General features: G+C 66.2%; 16 protein-coding genes and 1 pseudogene. 5 read left to right on the top strand and 12 right to left on the bottom strand.

Annotation, left to right across the window (positions count from 1 at the left end; translation table 11 throughout):
* Nucleotides 1–26 precede the first annotated feature (26 nt).
* The 9 genes from pilV to grxD all read right to left on the bottom strand — a co-directional run bounded on the left by pilV (nt 27) and on the right by grxD (nt 11,617).
* Nucleotides 27–494, bottom strand: a complete 468-nt coding sequence (gene pilV, locus ACOZHM_RS15140; RefSeq protein ID WP_421570139.1) for a type IV pilus modification protein PilV — start codon at nt 492–494, stop codon at nt 27–29.
* The gene (locus ACOZHM_RS15135) at nt 491–1,009 is read right to left on the bottom strand and encodes a GspH/FimT family pseudopilin (protein WP_421570138.1); all 519 of its coding nucleotides are present in this window, start codon (nt 1,007–1,009) and stop codon (nt 491–493) included. Before ACOZHM_RS15135 ends, pilV begins: the two co-directional genes overlap by 4 nt.
* 170 nt (nt 1,010–1,179) lie before the next feature.
* On the bottom strand, nt 1,180–2,568 hold the full coding sequence (gene ppnN, locus ACOZHM_RS15130; protein WP_421570137.1) for a nucleotide 5'-monophosphate nucleosidase PpnN: 1,389 nt from the start codon (nt 2,566–2,568) through the stop codon (nt 1,180–1,182).
* Nucleotides 2,569–2,849: 281 nt separating this feature from the next.
* On the bottom strand, nt 2,850–2,978 hold the full coding sequence (locus ACOZHM_RS15125; protein WP_421570136.1) for a hypothetical protein: 129 nt from the start codon (nt 2,976–2,978) through the stop codon (nt 2,850–2,852).
* Between the two features lie 112 nt (nt 2,979–3,090).
* Nucleotides 3,091–4,512, bottom strand: a complete 1,422-nt coding sequence (locus tag ACOZHM_RS15120) for an HlyD family type I secretion periplasmic adaptor subunit (protein ID WP_421570135.1) — start codon at nt 4,510–4,512, stop codon at nt 3,091–3,093.
* The gene (locus tag ACOZHM_RS15115; protein WP_421570134.1) at nt 4,509–6,668 is read right to left on the bottom strand and encodes a type I secretion system permease/ATPase; all 2,160 of its coding nucleotides are present in this window, start codon (nt 6,666–6,668) and stop codon (nt 4,509–4,511) included. Before ACOZHM_RS15115 ends, ACOZHM_RS15120 begins: the two co-directional genes overlap by 4 nt.
* A 275-nt stretch (nt 6,669–6,943) precedes the next feature.
* Complete coding sequence (locus ACOZHM_RS15110) at nt 6,944–10,132, bottom strand: TonB-dependent receptor (protein ID WP_421570133.1); 3,189 nt, start codon at nt 10,130–10,132, stop codon at nt 6,944–6,946.
* A 421-nt stretch (nt 10,133–10,553) separates the two neighbouring features.
* Nucleotides 10,554–11,300, bottom strand: coding sequence for an SDR family NAD(P)-dependent oxidoreductase (locus ACOZHM_RS15105; protein WP_421570132.1), 747 nt, complete (start codon nt 11,298–11,300; stop codon nt 10,554–10,556).
* Nucleotides 11,297–11,617 carry a Grx4 family monothiol glutaredoxin gene (grxD, locus tag ACOZHM_RS15100; RefSeq protein ID WP_421570131.1) on the bottom strand — a complete coding sequence of 107 codons (321 nt, stop codon included), beginning with the start codon at nt 11,615–11,617 and terminating at the stop codon, nt 11,297–11,299. Before grxD ends, ACOZHM_RS15105 begins: the two co-directional genes overlap by 4 nt.
* 119 nt (nt 11,618–11,736) lie before the next feature.
* On the opposite strand from grxD, the gene ACOZHM_RS15095 reads away from it, so the two are divergent.
* Nucleotides 11,737–12,315, top strand: a complete 579-nt coding sequence (locus ACOZHM_RS15095) for a superoxide dismutase (protein WP_421570130.1) — start codon at nt 11,737–11,739, stop codon at nt 12,313–12,315.
* Here ACOZHM_RS15095 and ACOZHM_RS15090 read toward each other — a convergent pair.
* Both ACOZHM_RS15090 and purE read right to left on the bottom strand, forming a co-directional pair.
* The gene (locus ACOZHM_RS15090) at nt 12,278–13,453 is read right to left on the bottom strand and encodes a 5-(carboxyamino)imidazole ribonucleotide synthase (protein WP_421570129.1); all 1,176 of its coding nucleotides are present in this window, start codon (nt 13,451–13,453) and stop codon (nt 12,278–12,280) included. The two genes, ACOZHM_RS15095 and ACOZHM_RS15090, sit on opposite strands and share 38 nt — an antisense overlap.
* A complete protein-coding gene (gene purE / locus ACOZHM_RS15085; RefSeq protein ID WP_421570128.1) occupies nt 13,450–13,953 on the bottom strand; it encodes a 5-(carboxyamino)imidazole ribonucleotide mutase in 504 nt (167 codons plus the stop codon). The genes ACOZHM_RS15090 and purE overlap by 4 nt, the downstream gene beginning before the upstream one ends.
* Nucleotides 13,954–14,012: 59 nt before the next feature.
* Between purE and ACOZHM_RS15080 the strand changes: the two genes are divergently transcribed.
* From ACOZHM_RS15080 to ACOZHM_RS15065, 4 genes and pseudogenes are all read left to right on the top strand, one after another.
* A complete protein-coding gene (locus tag ACOZHM_RS15080) occupies nt 14,013–14,282 on the top strand; it encodes a Trm112 family protein (protein WP_421570127.1) in 270 nt (89 codons plus the stop codon).
* Nucleotides 14,279–15,136 (top strand): carboxylating nicotinate-nucleotide diphosphorylase, encoded by an 858-nt coding sequence (nadC, locus tag ACOZHM_RS15075; RefSeq protein ID WP_421570126.1) that lies wholly within the window; start codon nt 14,279–14,281, stop codon nt 15,134–15,136. Before ACOZHM_RS15080 ends, nadC begins: the two co-directional genes overlap by 4 nt.
* 82 nt (nt 15,137–15,218) lie before the next feature.
* Nucleotides 15,219–16,283, top strand: a pseudogene (locus tag ACOZHM_RS15070) (DUF2272 domain-containing protein); the annotation flags it as partial.
* Nucleotides 16,284–16,465: 182 nt separating this feature from the next.
* Entirely contained in the window at nt 16,466–16,822 is a 357-nt protein-coding gene (locus ACOZHM_RS15065; RefSeq protein ID WP_421570125.1) for a DUF3301 domain-containing protein, read from the top strand.
* 32 nt (nt 16,823–16,854) lie between these two features.
* On the opposite strand, the gene ACOZHM_RS15060 is transcribed toward ACOZHM_RS15065, so the two are convergent.
* Nucleotides 16,855–17,295, bottom strand: a complete 441-nt coding sequence (locus tag ACOZHM_RS15060) for a ClpXP protease specificity-enhancing factor (RefSeq protein WP_421570124.1) — start codon at nt 17,293–17,295, stop codon at nt 16,855–16,857.
* Between the last annotated feature and the right edge of the window lie 4 nt (nt 17,296–17,299).

The following is a 17,299-nucleotide window of genomic DNA, read 5'->3' as shown; positions in this document are numbered from 1 at the left end:
CCGGCGCATCGGGGGCAGCGAAGGCTTCACAGGCGGGTACTCGCGGTAAAGGTGGTATCGGAGGCGCCCGCCTTCCAGCGCTCATCGCCCCAAGTCACATTGACGGTCACGACGTCACCGGCGCGGGTGACCGACGCGGTGGCGTTCTCGCCCAGCGCTTTGCCAAGGCGGCAACGCCAGTCCTTCATGACCGCATCTTTGCCGAGGCTCGCACCGGTGGGCGACTGGCAGTCATTGGTTGCGGTGGTGGCAGTGTAATTGCCTACGTAAAGCGAGGCGGCAATTCGGTTGATGCGGATCTGGTCCAGCAGTTCGTAACTCAGGTTGGTGGCCTGGGTACGGTAGTTCGCGCTCTGCACGAAACGCACGTTCATGGTCTGCAGCAGCGCGAACCCCAACAGGCCGAAGCCGAGGATCACCACGGCGATCAGCACTTCGATCAGGCTGAAGCCCCCTTGGCGCGCACGCCGGGGAAAAGTGCGACGGCGGGTCATGCGCATGTCTCCTTGGTCATCCGGAGTTGACCGGTCGGCGACACGGTCAGGCGACGCTGCAGCGGCTGGGAGCCGCACTGGTCAGGACGCAGGGTGATGTCCTGCGCCGTGTTGGCGCGGTTGCGGCCACGCCCATCGAAACCAATGGACAACGGCTGGTTCGCCGTCGCCCGCAGATCAGTGCGCCCTTCGGTGAAGCGCAGCACGGTGTCGCCCGAGTCAAAGGTACCGCTGCGGTTGGGGTCGCTCCAGACCATCCAGCCCTGCGTCCAGGCGCTACCATCGCAGCTGGTGCCTGCAGTGGAGGCGCAGACGCCGGCGCCGCGGGTGTTCATGACCGCCTCGGAACGGGCCAGCGACAGCGCCCCGATCAGCTGGTTGGAGGTCGCCGCCATGCGGTTGGAGCGCAGGATGCCCTGGAAGCTTGGATAGGCGATCGTCGACAGGATGGCCACCACTGCAACGGTGGTCATCAACTCGACCAGTGTGAAACCCTTGGATGGGCGCAAAGACATGGGACGCTCCCCAGCGTGATGGAACAGACGATGGACCACCGACTGCCTGGCAGCAAGCGCGGGGCGGACGAACGGTCGCCCGGGGGCGATAGGCGTCAATGACTTGACACAAGCGGCGCCCCGGTCAGCTGCCGTGGGTAGAGCGGCCCGGGCCGCCCTACCCGTTCAGGTCAGGCCAGCACCCGATAGCAGGGCTGGTATTCGCCGGAGATCTTCATGCGGCGCTGCTCGACGAAGGCCCGCAGCAGTTCATCCAGGGCCTGCATCATGTCCGCGTCCCCGTGGATCTCGAACGGGCCGAACTGTTCGATGCGGCGCATGCCGTCTTCCTTCACATTGCCGGCGACGATGCCGGAGAAGGCGCGGCGCAGGTCGGCCGCCAGCGCGTGCGGCGGGCGCCCGTGGTGCAGGTCCAGCGCCGCCATGGCCTCGTGGGTCGGCACGAACGGCTGCTGGTACTCCCACGGAATCTCGATCGACCAGTTGAAGAAGAACGAGTCCTTCTGTACCAGGCGGTGCTCGCGCACGCGCTTGATGCCGGCCGACATCTGGCGGGCCACGGCCACCGGGTCGCCGATGATGATCTGGTAGCGCTCGGCGGCGGCATCGCCCAAGGTCAGGCGGATGAAGCGGTCGATCTGCTCGAAGTACGGCGCGGCTACGGTCGGGCCGGTCAGGATCAGCGGGAACGGCAGGTCCTTGTTCTCGTCCCGCAGCAGGATGCCAAGCAGGTACAGAATCTCTTCGGCGGTGCCCACGCCGCCGGCGAACACGATGATGCCGTGGCCGATGCGCACGAACGCTTCGAGACGCTTCTCGATGTCCGGCATGATCACCAGATGGTTCACGATCGGGTTCGGCGACTCGGCGGCGATGATGCCCGGCTCGGTCAGGCCGATGTAGCGCGTGGTGTGCTTGCGCTGCTTGGCATGGGCGATGGTGGCGCCCTTCATCGGGCCCTTCATCGCGCCCGGGCCGCAGCCGGTGCAGATATCGAGCCCGCGCAGGCCCAGCTCATAGCCGACCTGCTTGGTGTACAGGTATTCGTCACGACCGATCGAATGGCCGCCCCAGCACACCACCAGGTTCGGGTCGCCGGGGTTGAGGATGCGCGCATTGCGTAGCAGCCCGAACACCGCATTGGTGATGCCCTCGGACGACTCCAGCTCGGCCGCATAGGCCGGGCCCATCTCGATGGCCATATAGGCCAGGTCGCGCACGACCGCGAACAACAGCTCGGCCACGCCGCGGATGATCTCGCCATCCACGAAGGCCATCGCCGGCGCGTTGACCAGATCGATGCGGACGCCACGGTCCTGCTGGGCGACCTGGATGTCGAAATCCGGGTACAGATCGCGCGCCGCGCGCGGATCGTCCGAGGCACTGCCACTGGTCAGCACGGCCAGCGCACAGCGCCGCAGCAGCTCATGCATGCCGCCGCCAGAGGCGTCGCGCAGGCGCGCCACTTCGGCCCGGGACAACACATCCAGCCCACCACGCGGGTAGATCCGCGCATCCTGTACCGGCAGCGTGCGCGCCGGCTTTTCGGTGATCGTCATTTCCATTCTTTTCGCTTCCTCAAGGTTGCCGACTGTACCGCTGCCCCCTTAAAAAGCAAAACGGCCGGGAAACCCGACCGTTGGATGCGTTTCTACGCCGGCAGGCCGTTTCGGGCTGCAGCGGTGCGCTTTTGCTGGCGCAACTTTTGAAATATACATGTTCCACATATGTAGAGCAAGGCCTTGACCTCGCCGCCCGGTCGACAATCGTTCCGACCGGGATCGTGGAACATGAGCGTGTCATCTCCCCAACCATCCGCGTTGAGGAAGAGGTCATGGCCTTACCCGACTCGCCATTCGTAAGTGTCGTAGCCATCGCCACCGATCAGCGTGTCATTTCCTAGACCGCCATTCAGGCGGTCATCGCCATAGCCGCCGTAAAGCAGGTCGTTGCCGGCAGCACTGAACATGTCGTCGTAGCCGCCAAGGCCGTAAAGCTCGCACGCGAAAGCGCCACAGCGTCGCTTGGATAACGCAGAAACCTTCTGGCGTACGAAGCAGGAGCCGCAACAGCGCGGCCCATCAACGCTCGCGCAGTGACTCGTCCACATGCTGCTGCAGCGGGCTCAGCAGGTAGTCGAGCACCCGCCGCTTGCCGGTCTTTATCTCGGCGCTCAACGTCATGCCTGCCGACAGGTTCACTTTCACCCCGTCGATCTGCAGCGTGCTGCGTTCCAGATGGATGCGCGCGGGAAACACCAACCCCAGCTGCTCGTCCTGCGCCGCGTCATGCGAAATGCTGGTGACCTTGCCGGTCAAGTAGCCGTAGCGCGTATAGGGAAAGCTCTCGACCTTCACAGTGACCGCCTGCCCAGGCCGGACGAAGCCGATGTCCCTGTTCAGTACATTGGCTTCAATCTCCAGCGCTTCTTCGCTGGGAACCACGGCAAGCAGCACCTGCGCAGGCGTAACGACGCCCCCGACGCTGTGCACGGCCAACTGCTGCACGGTGCCAGCGACCGGGGCGCGCAGGGTCATCAACCGATCACGCTGCCCGGCCTTGGCCAGATCGGGCGCCGCCTGGCCAATCTGCTCCTCGGCGGTGCGCAGGCCATCGAGGGTCTGCTGGCGGAAGTCGGCGACCAACACGCGAAGTTCCTCGCGCGCAGCGACCAGCGACGAGCGTATCTCTGCCGCGCGATTGCGCTGCACCGCAAGATCGCGGTCGGCGGCAATACGCTCCTGCTCACGCAGCAGATAGTCATGTCGCCCGACATAGTTACCCTCTACCAACCGCCCGTAGTCTTCCGCACGCAGGCGGGTAATCCGCGCCGACTCGGCCATCGGTGCAATCGCCGCCTCGGTCGTGTGCAGCTCCGCCTGGCGCTGTTCGATCACCGCCAGCAGGTTCTGCCGGCGCGCCTGCAATGCGTCATATTGGCTGCGTGCCAGGGCCAACTCTGCGTCGACCCGTGCGGGTGGCAGCCCTTCCGTCGCGCCAAAGGTCGGCGCATGCCCATCCTGCACTGCCAGAGAAAGCGCGCGCAGACGCAACGCGGCCAGCTGCGCATTGAACAGCGTCTCCCCCGCTTTGTCGTGATCGGCAGCGGTGCCGGTCGTATCCAGCTCGACCAGCGGCTCACCCGCCGCGACGACCTGCCCATCGCGAACGAGGATGCGGCGCACCACGGCAGTCTCACTCGGCTGCACCACCTTGGTCCGCGAGTCGACCACCGTGCGGCCCGATGCCACCGCGACAATATCGACGTGCCCCAGGAAGGACCACAGCAGCGCGATGCAGAAGAACGCAATCAGCACCGCCATCGTCCACCGCGCGGTCGGCGAGACGGGGCGTTCGACCAGCTCCAGGTGCGCTGGCAGAAACTCGCGGGCCTGTTGCTCCCGCACCGGCTGCTGAAGCCGATGCCGCTCCTTCCAGGCAAGGCGGGTGACGACCGCATAGCGACGTGCAAACGCGCCCAGCGCCTCGATGACGTGCTTCATGGCGTGCCCTGCTGCAGGCGGTTGAGGCGGGCGTAGTGGCCGTCCACGCGATCAACCAGCTCTGCATGGGTGCCGCTTTCGACGATGCGCCCCTGCTCCATGACCACGATGCGGTTCGCATTGCGAACGGTCGACAGTCGATGGGCGATGATCAATACGGTTCGCCCGGCGCAGATGCTGCGCATGTTTGCCATCACGGCGTGCTCGGACTCGTAATCCAGTGCACTGGTGGCCTCGTCGAAAATGAGGATGCGCGGATCGCCTACCAGCGCGCGCGCGATGGCCACGCGCTGCCGCTGGCCGCCGGACAGACCGGCACCCTGCTCGCCAACGCGGGTGTCGTAGCCCTCAGGCAAGGCCGAAATAAACTCATGGGCGCCGGCCAGGGTGGCAGCCTTGATCACCCGTTCAAGGGGCATGCCAGGATCGCCCAGCGCAATGTTGTCGCGGACCGAGCGGTTGAACAGGAAGTTCTCCTGCAGCACCACGCCCAGTTGCCGGCGCAGCCATGCCGGGTCGGCAAGCGCCAGGTCCTGCCCGTCGATCAACACCCGGCCGCGCTCGGGCACGTACAGGCGCTGGACCAGTTTGGTCAGCGTGCTCTTGCCAGACCCCGAGCGCCCGACGATACCGATGACTTCGCCTGCCTGGATATCCAGGTCGATGCCGGCCAGTACCTCCGGGGCGTCCGGACGGTAGCGGAATACGGTTTTCTCGAACCGCACCGCGCCCCGGATAGGGGGGAGTGCCATCCGGCTGCCCGGCAGTTCGGTTCGGGTATTGAGAATGTCGCCAAGGCGGTCGACGGAGATGCCCACCTGCTGGAAGTCCTGCCACAGTTGCGCCAGGCGGATGATCGGTGCGGCCACCTGCCCCGACAGCATGTTGAATGCAATCAACTGGCCCAGGCTGAGCTTGCCATCGATGACCAGCCGCGCTCCGAAAAACAGAATGGCAATCGCCACCAGCTTCTGGACCAGTTGTACGCCCTGCTGACCCAGCGTAGCGATGCGGGTCACCGAGAAGCCGGCATCGACATAGCCCGCGAGCTGGTTGTCCCAGGTACGGGTGACGCGGGGATCCACCGCCATCGCCTTGACGGTACCGATGCCGGTGACCGTCTCCACCAGGAACGCCTGGTTGTCGGCGCTACGCGCGAACTTGTCGTTGAGCCGGCGCCGCAATACCGGGGTAATGCCCGCAGAAATCAACGCATACAGCGGCAGTGAGATGACCACGATCAGGGTCAACCAGCCGCTGTAGTGGAACATCACGGCAAGGAAAACCACGGTAAACAACAGGTCAAGCAGCGACGTGAGCGCCTGTCCGGTAAGGAATGTGCGAATGTTCTCCAGCTCGCGGACACGAGCAATGGTGTCGCCTACCCGACGCGATTCAAAATAGGCCAGCGGAAGCGCCAGTACATGGCGGAACAGGCGCGCGCCGAGCTCCACGTCGATCTTGCTGGTGGTATGCGACAACACGTAGGTGCGAAGGCCGCTGAGCACCACCTCGAATACCGCCATGCACACCAGGCCGATGGCGATGACATCCAGCGTGGTCCATCCACGGTGCACCAGCACCTTGTCCATGACCACCTGGTAGAACAGCGGCGTGACCAAGGCGAACAACTGGATGAAGAAGGAAACGATCAATACCTCGACCAGCAGCCGGCGGTATTTGATGACCGCCGGAATGAACCAGCTGAAATCAAAACGCGCAAGGTCGCCAAGCACCGAGGCCCGCGAGGCGACCAGCAGCACCTGTCCGGTGTAGCGGGCAGCAAGCATCTCCAGCGTTATGGTGCGAGGGCGCCGTTCGCGCAGGTCATGGATGAGTGCCTTGCCCTCGCCGATACGGCCGATGATGAAGGCGTCGCCGTCACCCAGCGCCATCGCCGGCAAGGCCAACTGGCCGAGTTTCTCCAGCGATACGCGCGCGATCTTCGCCTTCAGCCCCAGGCCGCGCGCGGCCAGGATCAGCGTTGCATCATCCAGCTCACCGGCAGCTTGGCCAGTCTGGTGAAGCAGCTGCGTTTCGTCCGCAGCAATCCCATGGAACTGTGCAAGCACCACCAGCCCGCGCAACCGCAGGTCGCCGGACATCGTTACCGACGCATCATCCACCACGGATAAAGCCGCATTCCCTTGTGGCATCTTCACTCTTGAGCGCGCCCTGCTGATGTGCGCGCATCCCCTTGTCGCGGATTCTGGAATCGCCCCGAATCACTGTCAACAGGTATTTGGCCCGTCCGCCCAGCTGGATTCAAACAGCTGGCCGACCCCGTCAGAGCATGACGCCACCCACAGTATTGAAGCAGCTTTTCGTTCAGAACTGTTCTTGCAGCGGACCTGGCGGCACGCCATTGCGCAAAAAAAAACGGCCGGGTTTCCCCGGCCGTTCCTTTATGCCTTACCGCACACTCAGTTCATCAGAACTGGTAGCGGAAGCCCAGCTGCACCGACCACTGCGACACACCGACGTCGAAGCCGTCTGCGTCGTTGTTGGCGACTGCCGGAGCATCCGCACCGCGGTAGTTGTACACGTACTTGCCGTCGTAGATGCCCTGCAGGGTGGCCACACGCGCATCGGCGAAGAAGCCGTAGTCGTAGATGTTGCCCCAGTCCTTGTTGATCATGTTGCCGATGTTCTGGACGTCCAGCCAGATCTCCGACTTGTGACCCTTCATGAAGCCCGGCAGTTCCTGGCTGACGCGCAGGTCGAACGTGTTGATCCAACCGGTACGGAAGCCGTTGGCCGGAGCCGCCTGACCAGCGTACTTGGCCAGCTGCGGATTGTTCTTCAGGTACTCGAAGAACGACTTTTCCATGGCCGCGTCCGCGGTGAACTTGTTGCCCACCAGGCTGCCGAACAGCACGTCGCCCGGGCCGGTCGGCACGTAGAACAGGTCGTTGGCGGAACGGCTGTCGCCGTTGGCGTCGTTCACGTAGACGTAGCTGTACGGACGGCCGCTACGGCCTTCATAGACCAGGCCAACGCGGGTTTCGTAGTCACCGAAGAACTTGTGCTTCCAGTTCAGCGCACCCGACAGGCGGTCGCGGATCTGGTAACGCGAGGTGTTCTCGACGTTGTCGTTGGCGTTGAAGGCGTACTGGTAGCCCCAGCCCGAGCTGGCGGTGGAGCTGGTCAGCGAGCCGACTTCGGTGGCATCGGTGTAGGTGTAGCCCAGGTTCCACGACCAGTCGCTGGCGGCATCCCACGGCTTGCTCAACGACACGGTGAACTGCGAGGTACGGCCCTTGTCGGTGTTCGCAATCTCGTACACGGCGTCGTACGCCTGGTTGCGTCCGACGCGGGCATCATTGGTCGACCAGGCGTTGCCGTTGCGCGACTGGGCGTAGTACATGTCACGGCCGTCCGGACCCTGGTACTGCACCGGACCCAGGTTCAGGTTCTTGTAGTACAGGCCGTCCTTGACCTTGGTGACCAGCAGCTCGGCCGAGGCCACGATGCCGTACCACGGGGTCTCGTGGTCGAGGGCCAGGTTGGCCTTGTACACCGACGGCATGTTGAAGTCACTGCCGACGAAGTTGACGTTCTGACGGTTCGAGCCCGGGGTGGTCGGGACCGGCTGGCTGTCCTTGCTCGGGCTGAACGGCAGCGCCGGGTTGTAGGCGTTGTTGGTGTAGACCGAGTTGTTGAAGCCGGTCGCCGAGTAGCTGTTGCTCAGCCACACCTGCGGGGCGTCACCCTGGAACAGGCCCACGCCGCCGCGCAGCTGGGTCTGGCGCTCGGTGTCGAAGGTGTAGTTGAAGCCCGCGCGCGGCTGGATCAGGAACTTGTTGCTCAGCACTTCGCTGTTGTCGAGGCCGAAGAACGTCGAGGCCGCGGCATTGTAGGCCGGCGCCGGGGTGGTGTCGGCACGGTCGGCACGCAGGCCCAGGGTCAGGGTCAGGTTGTTGTTGACATACCAGGTGTCCTGCACGAACAGGGCCAGGTTGCTGTACTTGTAGTCCGCCGGAATCGAACCCGGGGTGCGTTCCGGCGTGTAGTTGTAGGTGCTCCAGCGGCCGGCAGCGAAGTTGTCCAGGCCGTAGAAGGTGTAGGCACCCCACGAGTTGGCGCCGAAGTAGTTGTAGATGTCGTTGGTGTCGTACGACGCACCGAACTTGACGTCGTGGTCACCCAGGGTCCAGGTGCCGGCGGCGTAGTAGTTCCACGCCTTGGTCTGCAGGATGTTGTTCTGCGAGTTGACTTCGGTACCGAGGTACAGCGAGTCGCCGGTCGGCGAGGCCTGGGTACCCTGGAAGAAGATGCGGATGCTCGGCGCGTCGGTCGACACGTTGCGAATCGCGGAGTACTCGCGGTACGAGGCCTTCAGTTCGGTCGAGAAGTTCGGGGTCCAGTCGCTGAACAGCTGGGCGACGTAGCTCTCGTTGGTCTTGTCGTGCTGGTACCAGTACGAGCTCAGCGAGGCCGAGCTGGTGGTCATGCCGTTGATGCGCAGCTTGCTCTGGTCGATCTTGCTGTAACGGATGTTGGCACGCTGGTTGTCGCTGATGTTCCAGTCCAGCTTCAGCGCGTACTCTTCCATCTCCGTATCGCCGTTGCTTTCCAGGCCACCGGCGTTGATGCCGTAGCCCTGCGCGATCTGCTGCGCACGGGTCACGTCGGCCAGGGTGAACTGCGGGTTGGCCTTGCCCAGCGCGGTGCCGCTCAGGTCGGCGCCCGGGGCGGCCTGCTTGAACTTCTCGTAGTTGGCGAAGAAGAACAGCTTGTCCTTGATGATCGGACCGCCCACGGTCATGCCGTAGGTTTCTTCCTTGGTGAAGCCGTTGAACTTCTTGCCTTCCGGGTTGTCGCCGAACCAGTCGCCGTCACGGTAGGTGCCGTAGACCGAGCCGTGGAATTCGTTGGTACCGGACTTGGTCACCGCGTTGACGGTGGCACCGGCGGCGGCAGCGATGCTGACGTCGTAGTTGGACAGGTTGATGTCCAGTGCTTCGATGGCTTCCATGGCGACCGGCTGGCGGCGGGTCGGCATGTTGTTGCCTTCCAGGCCGAAGGTGTCGCTGGCGGACACGCCGTCGATGCTGATCGAATTGAAGCGCGGGTTCTGGCCACCGGCCGAGATCGAGCCCGAGGCGCGGTCGATGAAGGTCACGCGCGGGTCAAGACGCATCAGGTCCTGGATGTTGCCGCCGATCGACGGGGCCATCTCGATCTGCTGCTGGCTGATGTTGGTGCCCGAGCCCATCTTGGTCGAGGTGAACACTTCCGAGCCGCCGGCCACGGCAACGACCTGGACCGCATCCAGGTTGGTGGCAGCCACGTCGCCGGTCAGGGCGGCGTTGACGGTACCGGTCTGGTTCACGCCCAGGTACACGCCTTCTTCGGTCTTGGTGCCTTCACCGGACTTGGTGATGGTGATGGTGTACGGACCACCCACGCGCAGGCCGCGCGCGTTGTAACGACCCGCAGCATCGGTCACGGCGCGGCTGACGGTGCCCGACTCGGTGTGCGTGATGGTGACTTCGGCGCCAGCAACAGGCTGGCCAGCGGCAGACATGACCTGACCGCCGACACCGGCAGAGGTGCTCTGGGCGAAGGCGGGGGCGGCAGCAAGTACTGCCATGAGGCCAAGGGTGAGCTTGGACATCCGGAGACAGCGTGGGTCGATCATTGGGATTTGCCTCGATGCGAGTTGGCGATGGCGGAAAAAAAACGCGCCCAAGCAGCCATTCAGCCGGCTGTCTGGACTTTTATCTGGGTTCCCATGCCGCAGGCTGGTTTCAGCCGCAACGGTTAACACTAGATTAACACGATAAGCCCGCTATATGACCGTTTGGCGACAAAACACACGCCATCACAACGCAACCGTGACAAGGACTTCACATTTAGCTGAATGAGGCTGTGAAGGGGGGTTGGCTGGCGGTTCAGGGGGCGGCGCGGCAGGGCTGTGCTTGATGGGGGCACAAGCAGGCGGGCAGAGCCGGTAGACCAGCCGGGCAGAGACCGTATACCAGCCGGGCAGAGCCCGGCTCTACGCCGCGGGATTATCGGGGTGGTGCGTTGCGGGGTTATGACGCCAGGTCGAGAACCTGGCCCCGATAGGCGGCGCCGGCGGGCGACAGCAACGTCACGGCGGCGGCGGCGCACAGGGCCGGATCGCGGGCGGTGCCATCCTCGTCGATCGAGAAGGCCCGGGCCCGCAGGGCGGTACGCATGGGGCCGGGGTGCAGGCCGCAGACCCGCACCGGGCCGCGGGCAAGTTCGTCGTCCAGCGCGCTGATCAGCCCACGCAGGCCGTGCTGGGCGGCGCCATAGCCGCCCCAGTAGGCCTTCCCTACCCTGCCCGGATCGTCCACGGTGAACACCAGCGCGGCATCGTCGCGCTGGCGCAGCAGCGGCAGGCAGGCCTGGGCCAGCCAGGCCGGAGCGGTCAGGTTGACGTGCACCGCGCGGGCAAACGCCGCCGGGTCGGCCAGCTCGAACGGGGTCAGGCCGGCGAAATCGGCGGCGCAGTACAGCACCCCGTCCAGCCGGCCGAGTTCGGACTGCAGGCGCTCGGCCAGGGTGGCGTAGTCGTCCGGGGTGGCCCCTTCGAGGTCCAGCGGATACAGCAGCGGCTCCGGCCCGGCCGCCTCGACCGCGGTGTAGACCCGGTCCAGCCGGCGCGGCTTGCGCCCGAGCAGGACCACGGTCGCACCGGCGGCGGCGCAGGCGACGGCGGCGGCACTGCCGAACCCGCCCCCTGCCCCGGCGATAAGAATGACGCGATCGACCAGCGATCCGGTCCCGACCACGACGGACGGGACCGCACTCATGGCTGGGAGGCCTCTTCGACGATCCGCTTGAGTTCGCCGGACTCGAACAGCTCCAGCACGATGTCGCAGCCGCCGATCAGTTCGCCGTGGATGAACAGCTGCGGGAACGTCGGCAGGTTCGAGAAGCGCGGCAGGTTGGCGCGGATCTCCGGCTCTTCCAGCACGTTCACGGTGCGCAGCGCGACGGCGCCGGCGGCCATCAGGGCCTGCACGGCGCGGCTGGAGAAACCACACATGGGGTACTGCGGGGTGCCCTTCATGAACAACACGAGGGGGTAACGCTCCACTTCGGTCTGGATCTGCTGCATCACCGCCACCACGTCTCTCCCTGCACTGGGGACAACCCGGCCTCGCCGGTCGGATAGACTTCCCTACACGGCCATTGTAATCCTACTGGCCCTGCCTCCGGCGCCCCGTCTCCAGCCCGCAGCGACCCATGCCCCTCGAATTGCCCCGCCTGCCCTACGACCGCACTGCCCTGCAGCCCCACTTCTCGGCACCTGCGCTGGACCTGCACCTCGCCCGCCACCGCGCCTGCGTGGAGGCGGTGAACGCGCGCATCGAGGGCACCGAACTGGCCGAGCTGGGCCTGGACGAGATCGTCCGGCAAAGCCAGGGCAGCCTGTTCGACATGGCCGCCCAGGCCTGGAACCACGCCTTCTATTGGCAATGCATGCATCCGCGCGGGGGCGGCGATCCGGCCGGCGCGCTGGGTGAACTGACCGGACGCCATTTCGGCGATGGCAAGCGGCTGCGCGAGGAATTCGACCGGGTGGCGCTGGCCGTGTTCGGCTCCGGCTGGGTCTGGCTGGTGCAGCACCCCAGCGGCGCGCTGGCGATCCAGTCCACGCGCAACGCAGGCACGCCACTGACCGGCCAAAGCACGCCGCTGCTGGGCTGCAACGTGTGGGAACACGCGTATTACACCGACTACCAGAACGCGCGCGGGCGTTACCTGGAGGCGTTCTGGAAACTGGTCAACTGGGACTTCGTGGCCGCGCAGCTGCGCGATTGAGGCTGGCGACCGCCGGACCCACCTGTTCGGCACGATCCAGCTGCTGCCCCACGGCTTCCAGTGCGGCAGCCAGCGCGCCTGCCTGATCGTCGCGCAACGTGGCATGCCCCACCTTGCGGCCATCACGCGGCTGCTTGCCGTAGTCGTGCCAGTGGCCACTGGCCTGCGCCAGCACCGCCGCAGGGTCGGGCATTTCCCCGATCCAGTTGAGCATGCAGGCATGGCCGAGCATGCGGGTGTCGCCCAGCGGCAGACCCAGCACGGCGCGCAGGTGATTCTCGAACTGCGAGGTCTCGCTGCCTTCGATGGTCCAGTGGCCGGAGTTGTGCACGCGCGGCGCCATCTCGTTGGCCAGCAGCTCGTCGCCACGGCAGAACAGCTCCAGCGCGAACACGCCCACGTAGTCCAGCCGCTCGGCCAGCGTCTGCGCGTAGCCGATGGCCGCGTCGTGCTGTGCGGCGGTGAGCTGGGCCGGGGCCAGGCTGGCCGACAGCACCCCCTCCACATGCCAGTTGCCGGTGACCGGCCAGGCACGGAACTCGCCATCCTGGCCGCGCACGGCGACCACGCTCACTTCGCGCTCGAAGGCCACGAAGCCCTCCAGGATCAGTCCGGTGCGCTCCACCTGGCCACCCAACGCGGCCCAGGCGGCGTCGATGTCGGTCTCGCTGCGGAGGCGGAACTGACCCTTGCCGTCGTAGCCGAAGCGGCGCGTCTTGAGAATGCAGGGCAGGCCGAACCCGGCCACGTTCGCGGCCAGCTCTTCGCGGCTGCGGATATCGGCAAACGCCGGCAGCGGAATGCCCAGTTCGCGGAACAGGGTCTTCTCGCTCAGGCGATCCTGCGCCACGGCCAGGGCATCGGGGTTGGGATACACCGGCACCCGCTCGGCCAGGAACTGCGCGCTGCGCGCCGGCACGTTCTCGAAATCGAAGGTCACCACGTCCACCCGTTCGGCGAACGCGGCAAGGGCGACCTCGTCCTCGAACGCGGCCACCTGCAACGGCGCCAGCTGCCCGCCGCAGGCATCCGCAGCCGGGTCGAACAGTTCAAAGCGCAGCCCCATCGGCGCACCGGCCAGGACCATCATGCGGGCGAGCTGGCCGCCGCCCAGGATGCCAACGGTCAACGGGGTCATTGGCGCGGGTCGTCGTGGGCCATGACATCTTCGGTCTGGCGGGCGCGGAAGCCCTCCAGCGCCTGGCCGATGGCGGGCTGTTCCGGCGCCAGCATGGCGGCAGCGAACAGCGCGGCATTGGAGGCTCCGGCATTGCCGATGGCGAAGGTGGCCACGGGGATGCCGGCCGGCATCTGCACGATGGAGAGCAGCGAATCCATGCCGTTGAGGGCCTTGGACTGCACCGGCACGCCCAGCACCGGCACCGCCGTCTTGGCGGCGATCATGCCGGGCAGGTGCGCCGCGCCGCCGGCGCCGGCGATGATGGCGCGCAGGCCGCGCGGACCGGCCTGTTCGGCATAGGTGAACAGCACGTCGGGCGTACGATGCGCCGACACCACTTTCACTTCGTAGGGAACACCGAGCGCATCGAGCTTCTGCGCGGCGTGCTGCATGGTCTCCCAGTCGGAGCGGGAACCCATGACGATGCCGACGAGCGGCGCGGATTGGTTGAGGGTCATTGGCCGTCACCTGCCTTAAAGACGTATTCTAGCCGCCTTCCACGCAAGACGAAGAATTCATGGATCGCAAGCTGATCGACCTGCTGTGCTCGCCCGACACCCGCCAGCCCCTGTCCCTGCTCGATGCCCGGGGCCTGGACGCGCTCAACCGCGCCATCGGCGCCGGTGGCGTGGTCAAGGCCGACGGCAGCGCACAGGCCCAGACCCTGCGCGAGGCGCTGCTGACCCGCGACCGCAAGCAGGTGTTCCGCGTCGACGACGGCATTCCGGTGCTGCTGGCCGAAGAGGCCATTGCCACCGCGCAGATCGCCGATTTCCCGGAAAAATGAGCCCCGCCCCGCTGACGGCCCCGGCGGCCGACCAGGTCCAGGGCGATGTGGCACGCGCCCTGGCCGAGGACATCGGCAGCGGTGACGTGACCGCCGCCCTGCTCCCCGACCGGCCCGAACGTGCCTACCTGCTGTGCAAGCAGGACGCGGTGATCGCCGGCCGGCCCTGGTTCGACGCCACCCACCGGGCGCTGGATCCGGACGTCACGATCGACTGGCGCGTGGCCGAAGGCGACGCGGTACGCGCGGGCACCGTGCTGGCGATCCTGCACGGGCGCAACCGCAGCCTGGTCAGCGCAGAGCGCACCTCGCTGAATTTCCTGCAGACCCTGTCCGGCACCGCCACCACCACGGCGCGTTACGTGGCTGCGGTGGCCGGCACCGGCACCCGCATCCTGGACACGCGCAAGACCCTGCCCGGCCTGCGCGTAGCGCAGAAGTACGCGGTGCGCTGCGGTGGCGGCGACAACCATCGCCAAGGCCTGTTCGATACCGTGATGCTCAAGGAAAACCACATCCGCGCGGCCGGCTCGCTGACCGCGGCCGTGCAGGCTGCGCGCACGCAGTGGCCGCAGTTGCCGCTGGTGGTGGAAGTGGAAGACCTCGACCAGTTGCGCGAGGCGCTGGCGGTGGGCTGTGACCGCATTCTGATCGACGACTTCGACGCGGCCATGCGCCGTGACGCGGTGCGCATCGCCGCCGGGCAGATCCCGCTGGAAGTGTCCGGCAGCGTCGACCTGGCCGGGTTGCGCGCGATCGCCGAGGACGGCGTGGACTGCATCTCCATCGGCGGCCTGACCAAGCACGTGCAGGCGATCGATCTGTCGCTGAAACTGGGCGACCCGCCGGGCTGAAACGCCCCGGCGCTACCCGGGCTTCACGGTATGGGCAGACGTTGTCTGCGAGGCTTTGCCTGCCCCCCTCCGGACACCGCGCATGCGCCCCCTGCTCCTGCTCGCCTGCCTGTCACCCCTGGCCACCCTGCTGTTGCCGGGTAGCGCCGCCGCCGCCGAAGTCTGCGACATCCCTCCGCGCTATGGGCTCAGCCCGCTGGCGGTGAGCATCGTCCGCACTGCGTGTAACGAGCACCGGCTGTGGTACCGGCCCTTCATCGACGGCGAAGGCCGCGCCGCCAACCTCGGCGTCAGCGAGGCCGAACGCGAGTACCTGGCCGACAACGGCATGGTCGCGTGGCAGCGTGTCGTAGGCTACTGGCGCGATAGCGGCACCCTCGGGCCGATGGGCAGCCAGCCCGGCGCAGCCAGTTGCATGGAGCCCTTTGGCTCGCGCTACACCGACAGCGATTGCCGCGCATTCCTGATCGACAACCCCTGGTCGGCCGCCTTCATCTCCTGGGTGATGAGCCGCGCCGGCGTGCCCGGCTTCACCCGTTCGCCGCGCCACATCGACTACATCCGCGCGGCGTACCAGAACACCGGCCCGTACCGGATGACCGACCCCGCACAGGAGAAGCCCGCGCCCGGCGACCTGCTCTGCTACCTGCGCGACCGCAGCGAAACGCTGAGCTACGCCGGGCTGGTGCAGCAGTTCAGCAGCGGCAAGGTGGCCAACTGGAAGTCGCACTGCGAAGTGGTGATCGCGGCCAACATGGGCGGTGACCACACGCTCTACCTGATCGGCGGCAACGTCATGAACACGGTGGCGATGCGCAAGCTGTCGCTGGATCGAAATGGCCGCATCGAACTGCCGCCGGCCCGCTCCAACGATCCGTATGACGTGGGCTGTACGCCCGGGCGCGAAGACGAGTGCAACTTCAACCGCCAGGACTGGGCGGCGCTGTTGAAGCTGGTGGCTACCACGCCGATGGGGTCATCCAGCACCCCGGCACCGGCCGCGCCGGCAACCGTACCCCCCCCCCCGCCCGCGCCCACCCAGCCCGGCGCACCCGCCACGAATCCCCAGCCCAAACTCACCTTCCCGCGCGTTGTGCCACCGCGGCCGACCCCGTCGCCCCCACCGCAACAACAGCAACAGCAACAGCAACCGCAGCCGCAGCCGCAGCCGCAGCCGCAGCGTCAGGATCCGCCGCCGCGCACGTCCTGAGCAGCGTGGTCGGCTCACGACCAACGGTCGTGAGCTACCGGCAGGTGCAATGGCTTGATCCCGGGCCGGTTCGTCGCCATCTTGGTCGTTCCTGACCCCGATTTCGCACCGAGCCGCCGATGCCCAGTTTGATCCTGATCATGATTGCCGGCGCGTTTGTCTACGCCTTCTGGAATTCGTCGCGCGCCGCGGCCGAACGCGCCATCGAACTGGGCCGCAATGCCTGCCGCGCGGCCGACGTGCAGTGGCTGGACCAGGCCGTGCACGCCAGCGGCATCCGCGTGTGCCGCAAGGACAACGGCTGGCTGGGCTGGGAGCGCACCTACCGCTTCGAGTATTCGTATGACGGCATCGACCGCCATACCGGCCGCATGGTGCTGCGTGGCGACCAGCTGATCGCCTTCGTCGGTCCGTCGGCGGCGCGGATCAGCGAGATCCGGCGCAGCGTGGATACCAACGGCGCCGAGGATGTGTAAATAAACACGCCGCCCGAAGGCGGCGTTGTTTTTTATTTCACGACCCGCAGATGCGGACGGCCGCTGGGCTTGGGCGGGGTGTCGTCCGGCGTCGGCGTATCGTCGGGCGGCAGCTCGTCGTCCGCGCTCGGCTCGTGGCCCGGAATATCGTCGGGCAGCGCCATGCCCTGCCCCGTCTCGCGCGCGTACACGGCCAGCACGGCCGAGATCGGCACCTGCACCGGGTAGCTGGTGCCGGAGAACCGGGCCGAGAAACTCACGGTCTCGTTGTCGATGTGCAGCCGGACCACCGCGCGCTCGGCGATGTTCAGGACCACCCGACCGTCCTTCACCGCGCTCTGCGGCACCTGCACGCCCGGCATGCCGGCGTCGACCAGGATGTGCGGGGTCAGTTCGTTGTCGTTGATCCATTCCACCAGGGCCCGCAACAGGTACGGACGGTGGCTGGTCATGCGGAAAGTGTCTTCAGTCATTATG

The sequence above is a fragment of the Stenotrophomonas sp. PD6 genome, assembly GCF_049199305.1.
Lineage (GTDB): Bacteria > Pseudomonadota > Gammaproteobacteria > Xanthomonadales > Xanthomonadaceae > Stenotrophomonas.
The sequence above is the reverse complement of the archived record's forward strand: the minus strand, read 5'-3'. Positions and strand labels throughout refer to the sequence as shown.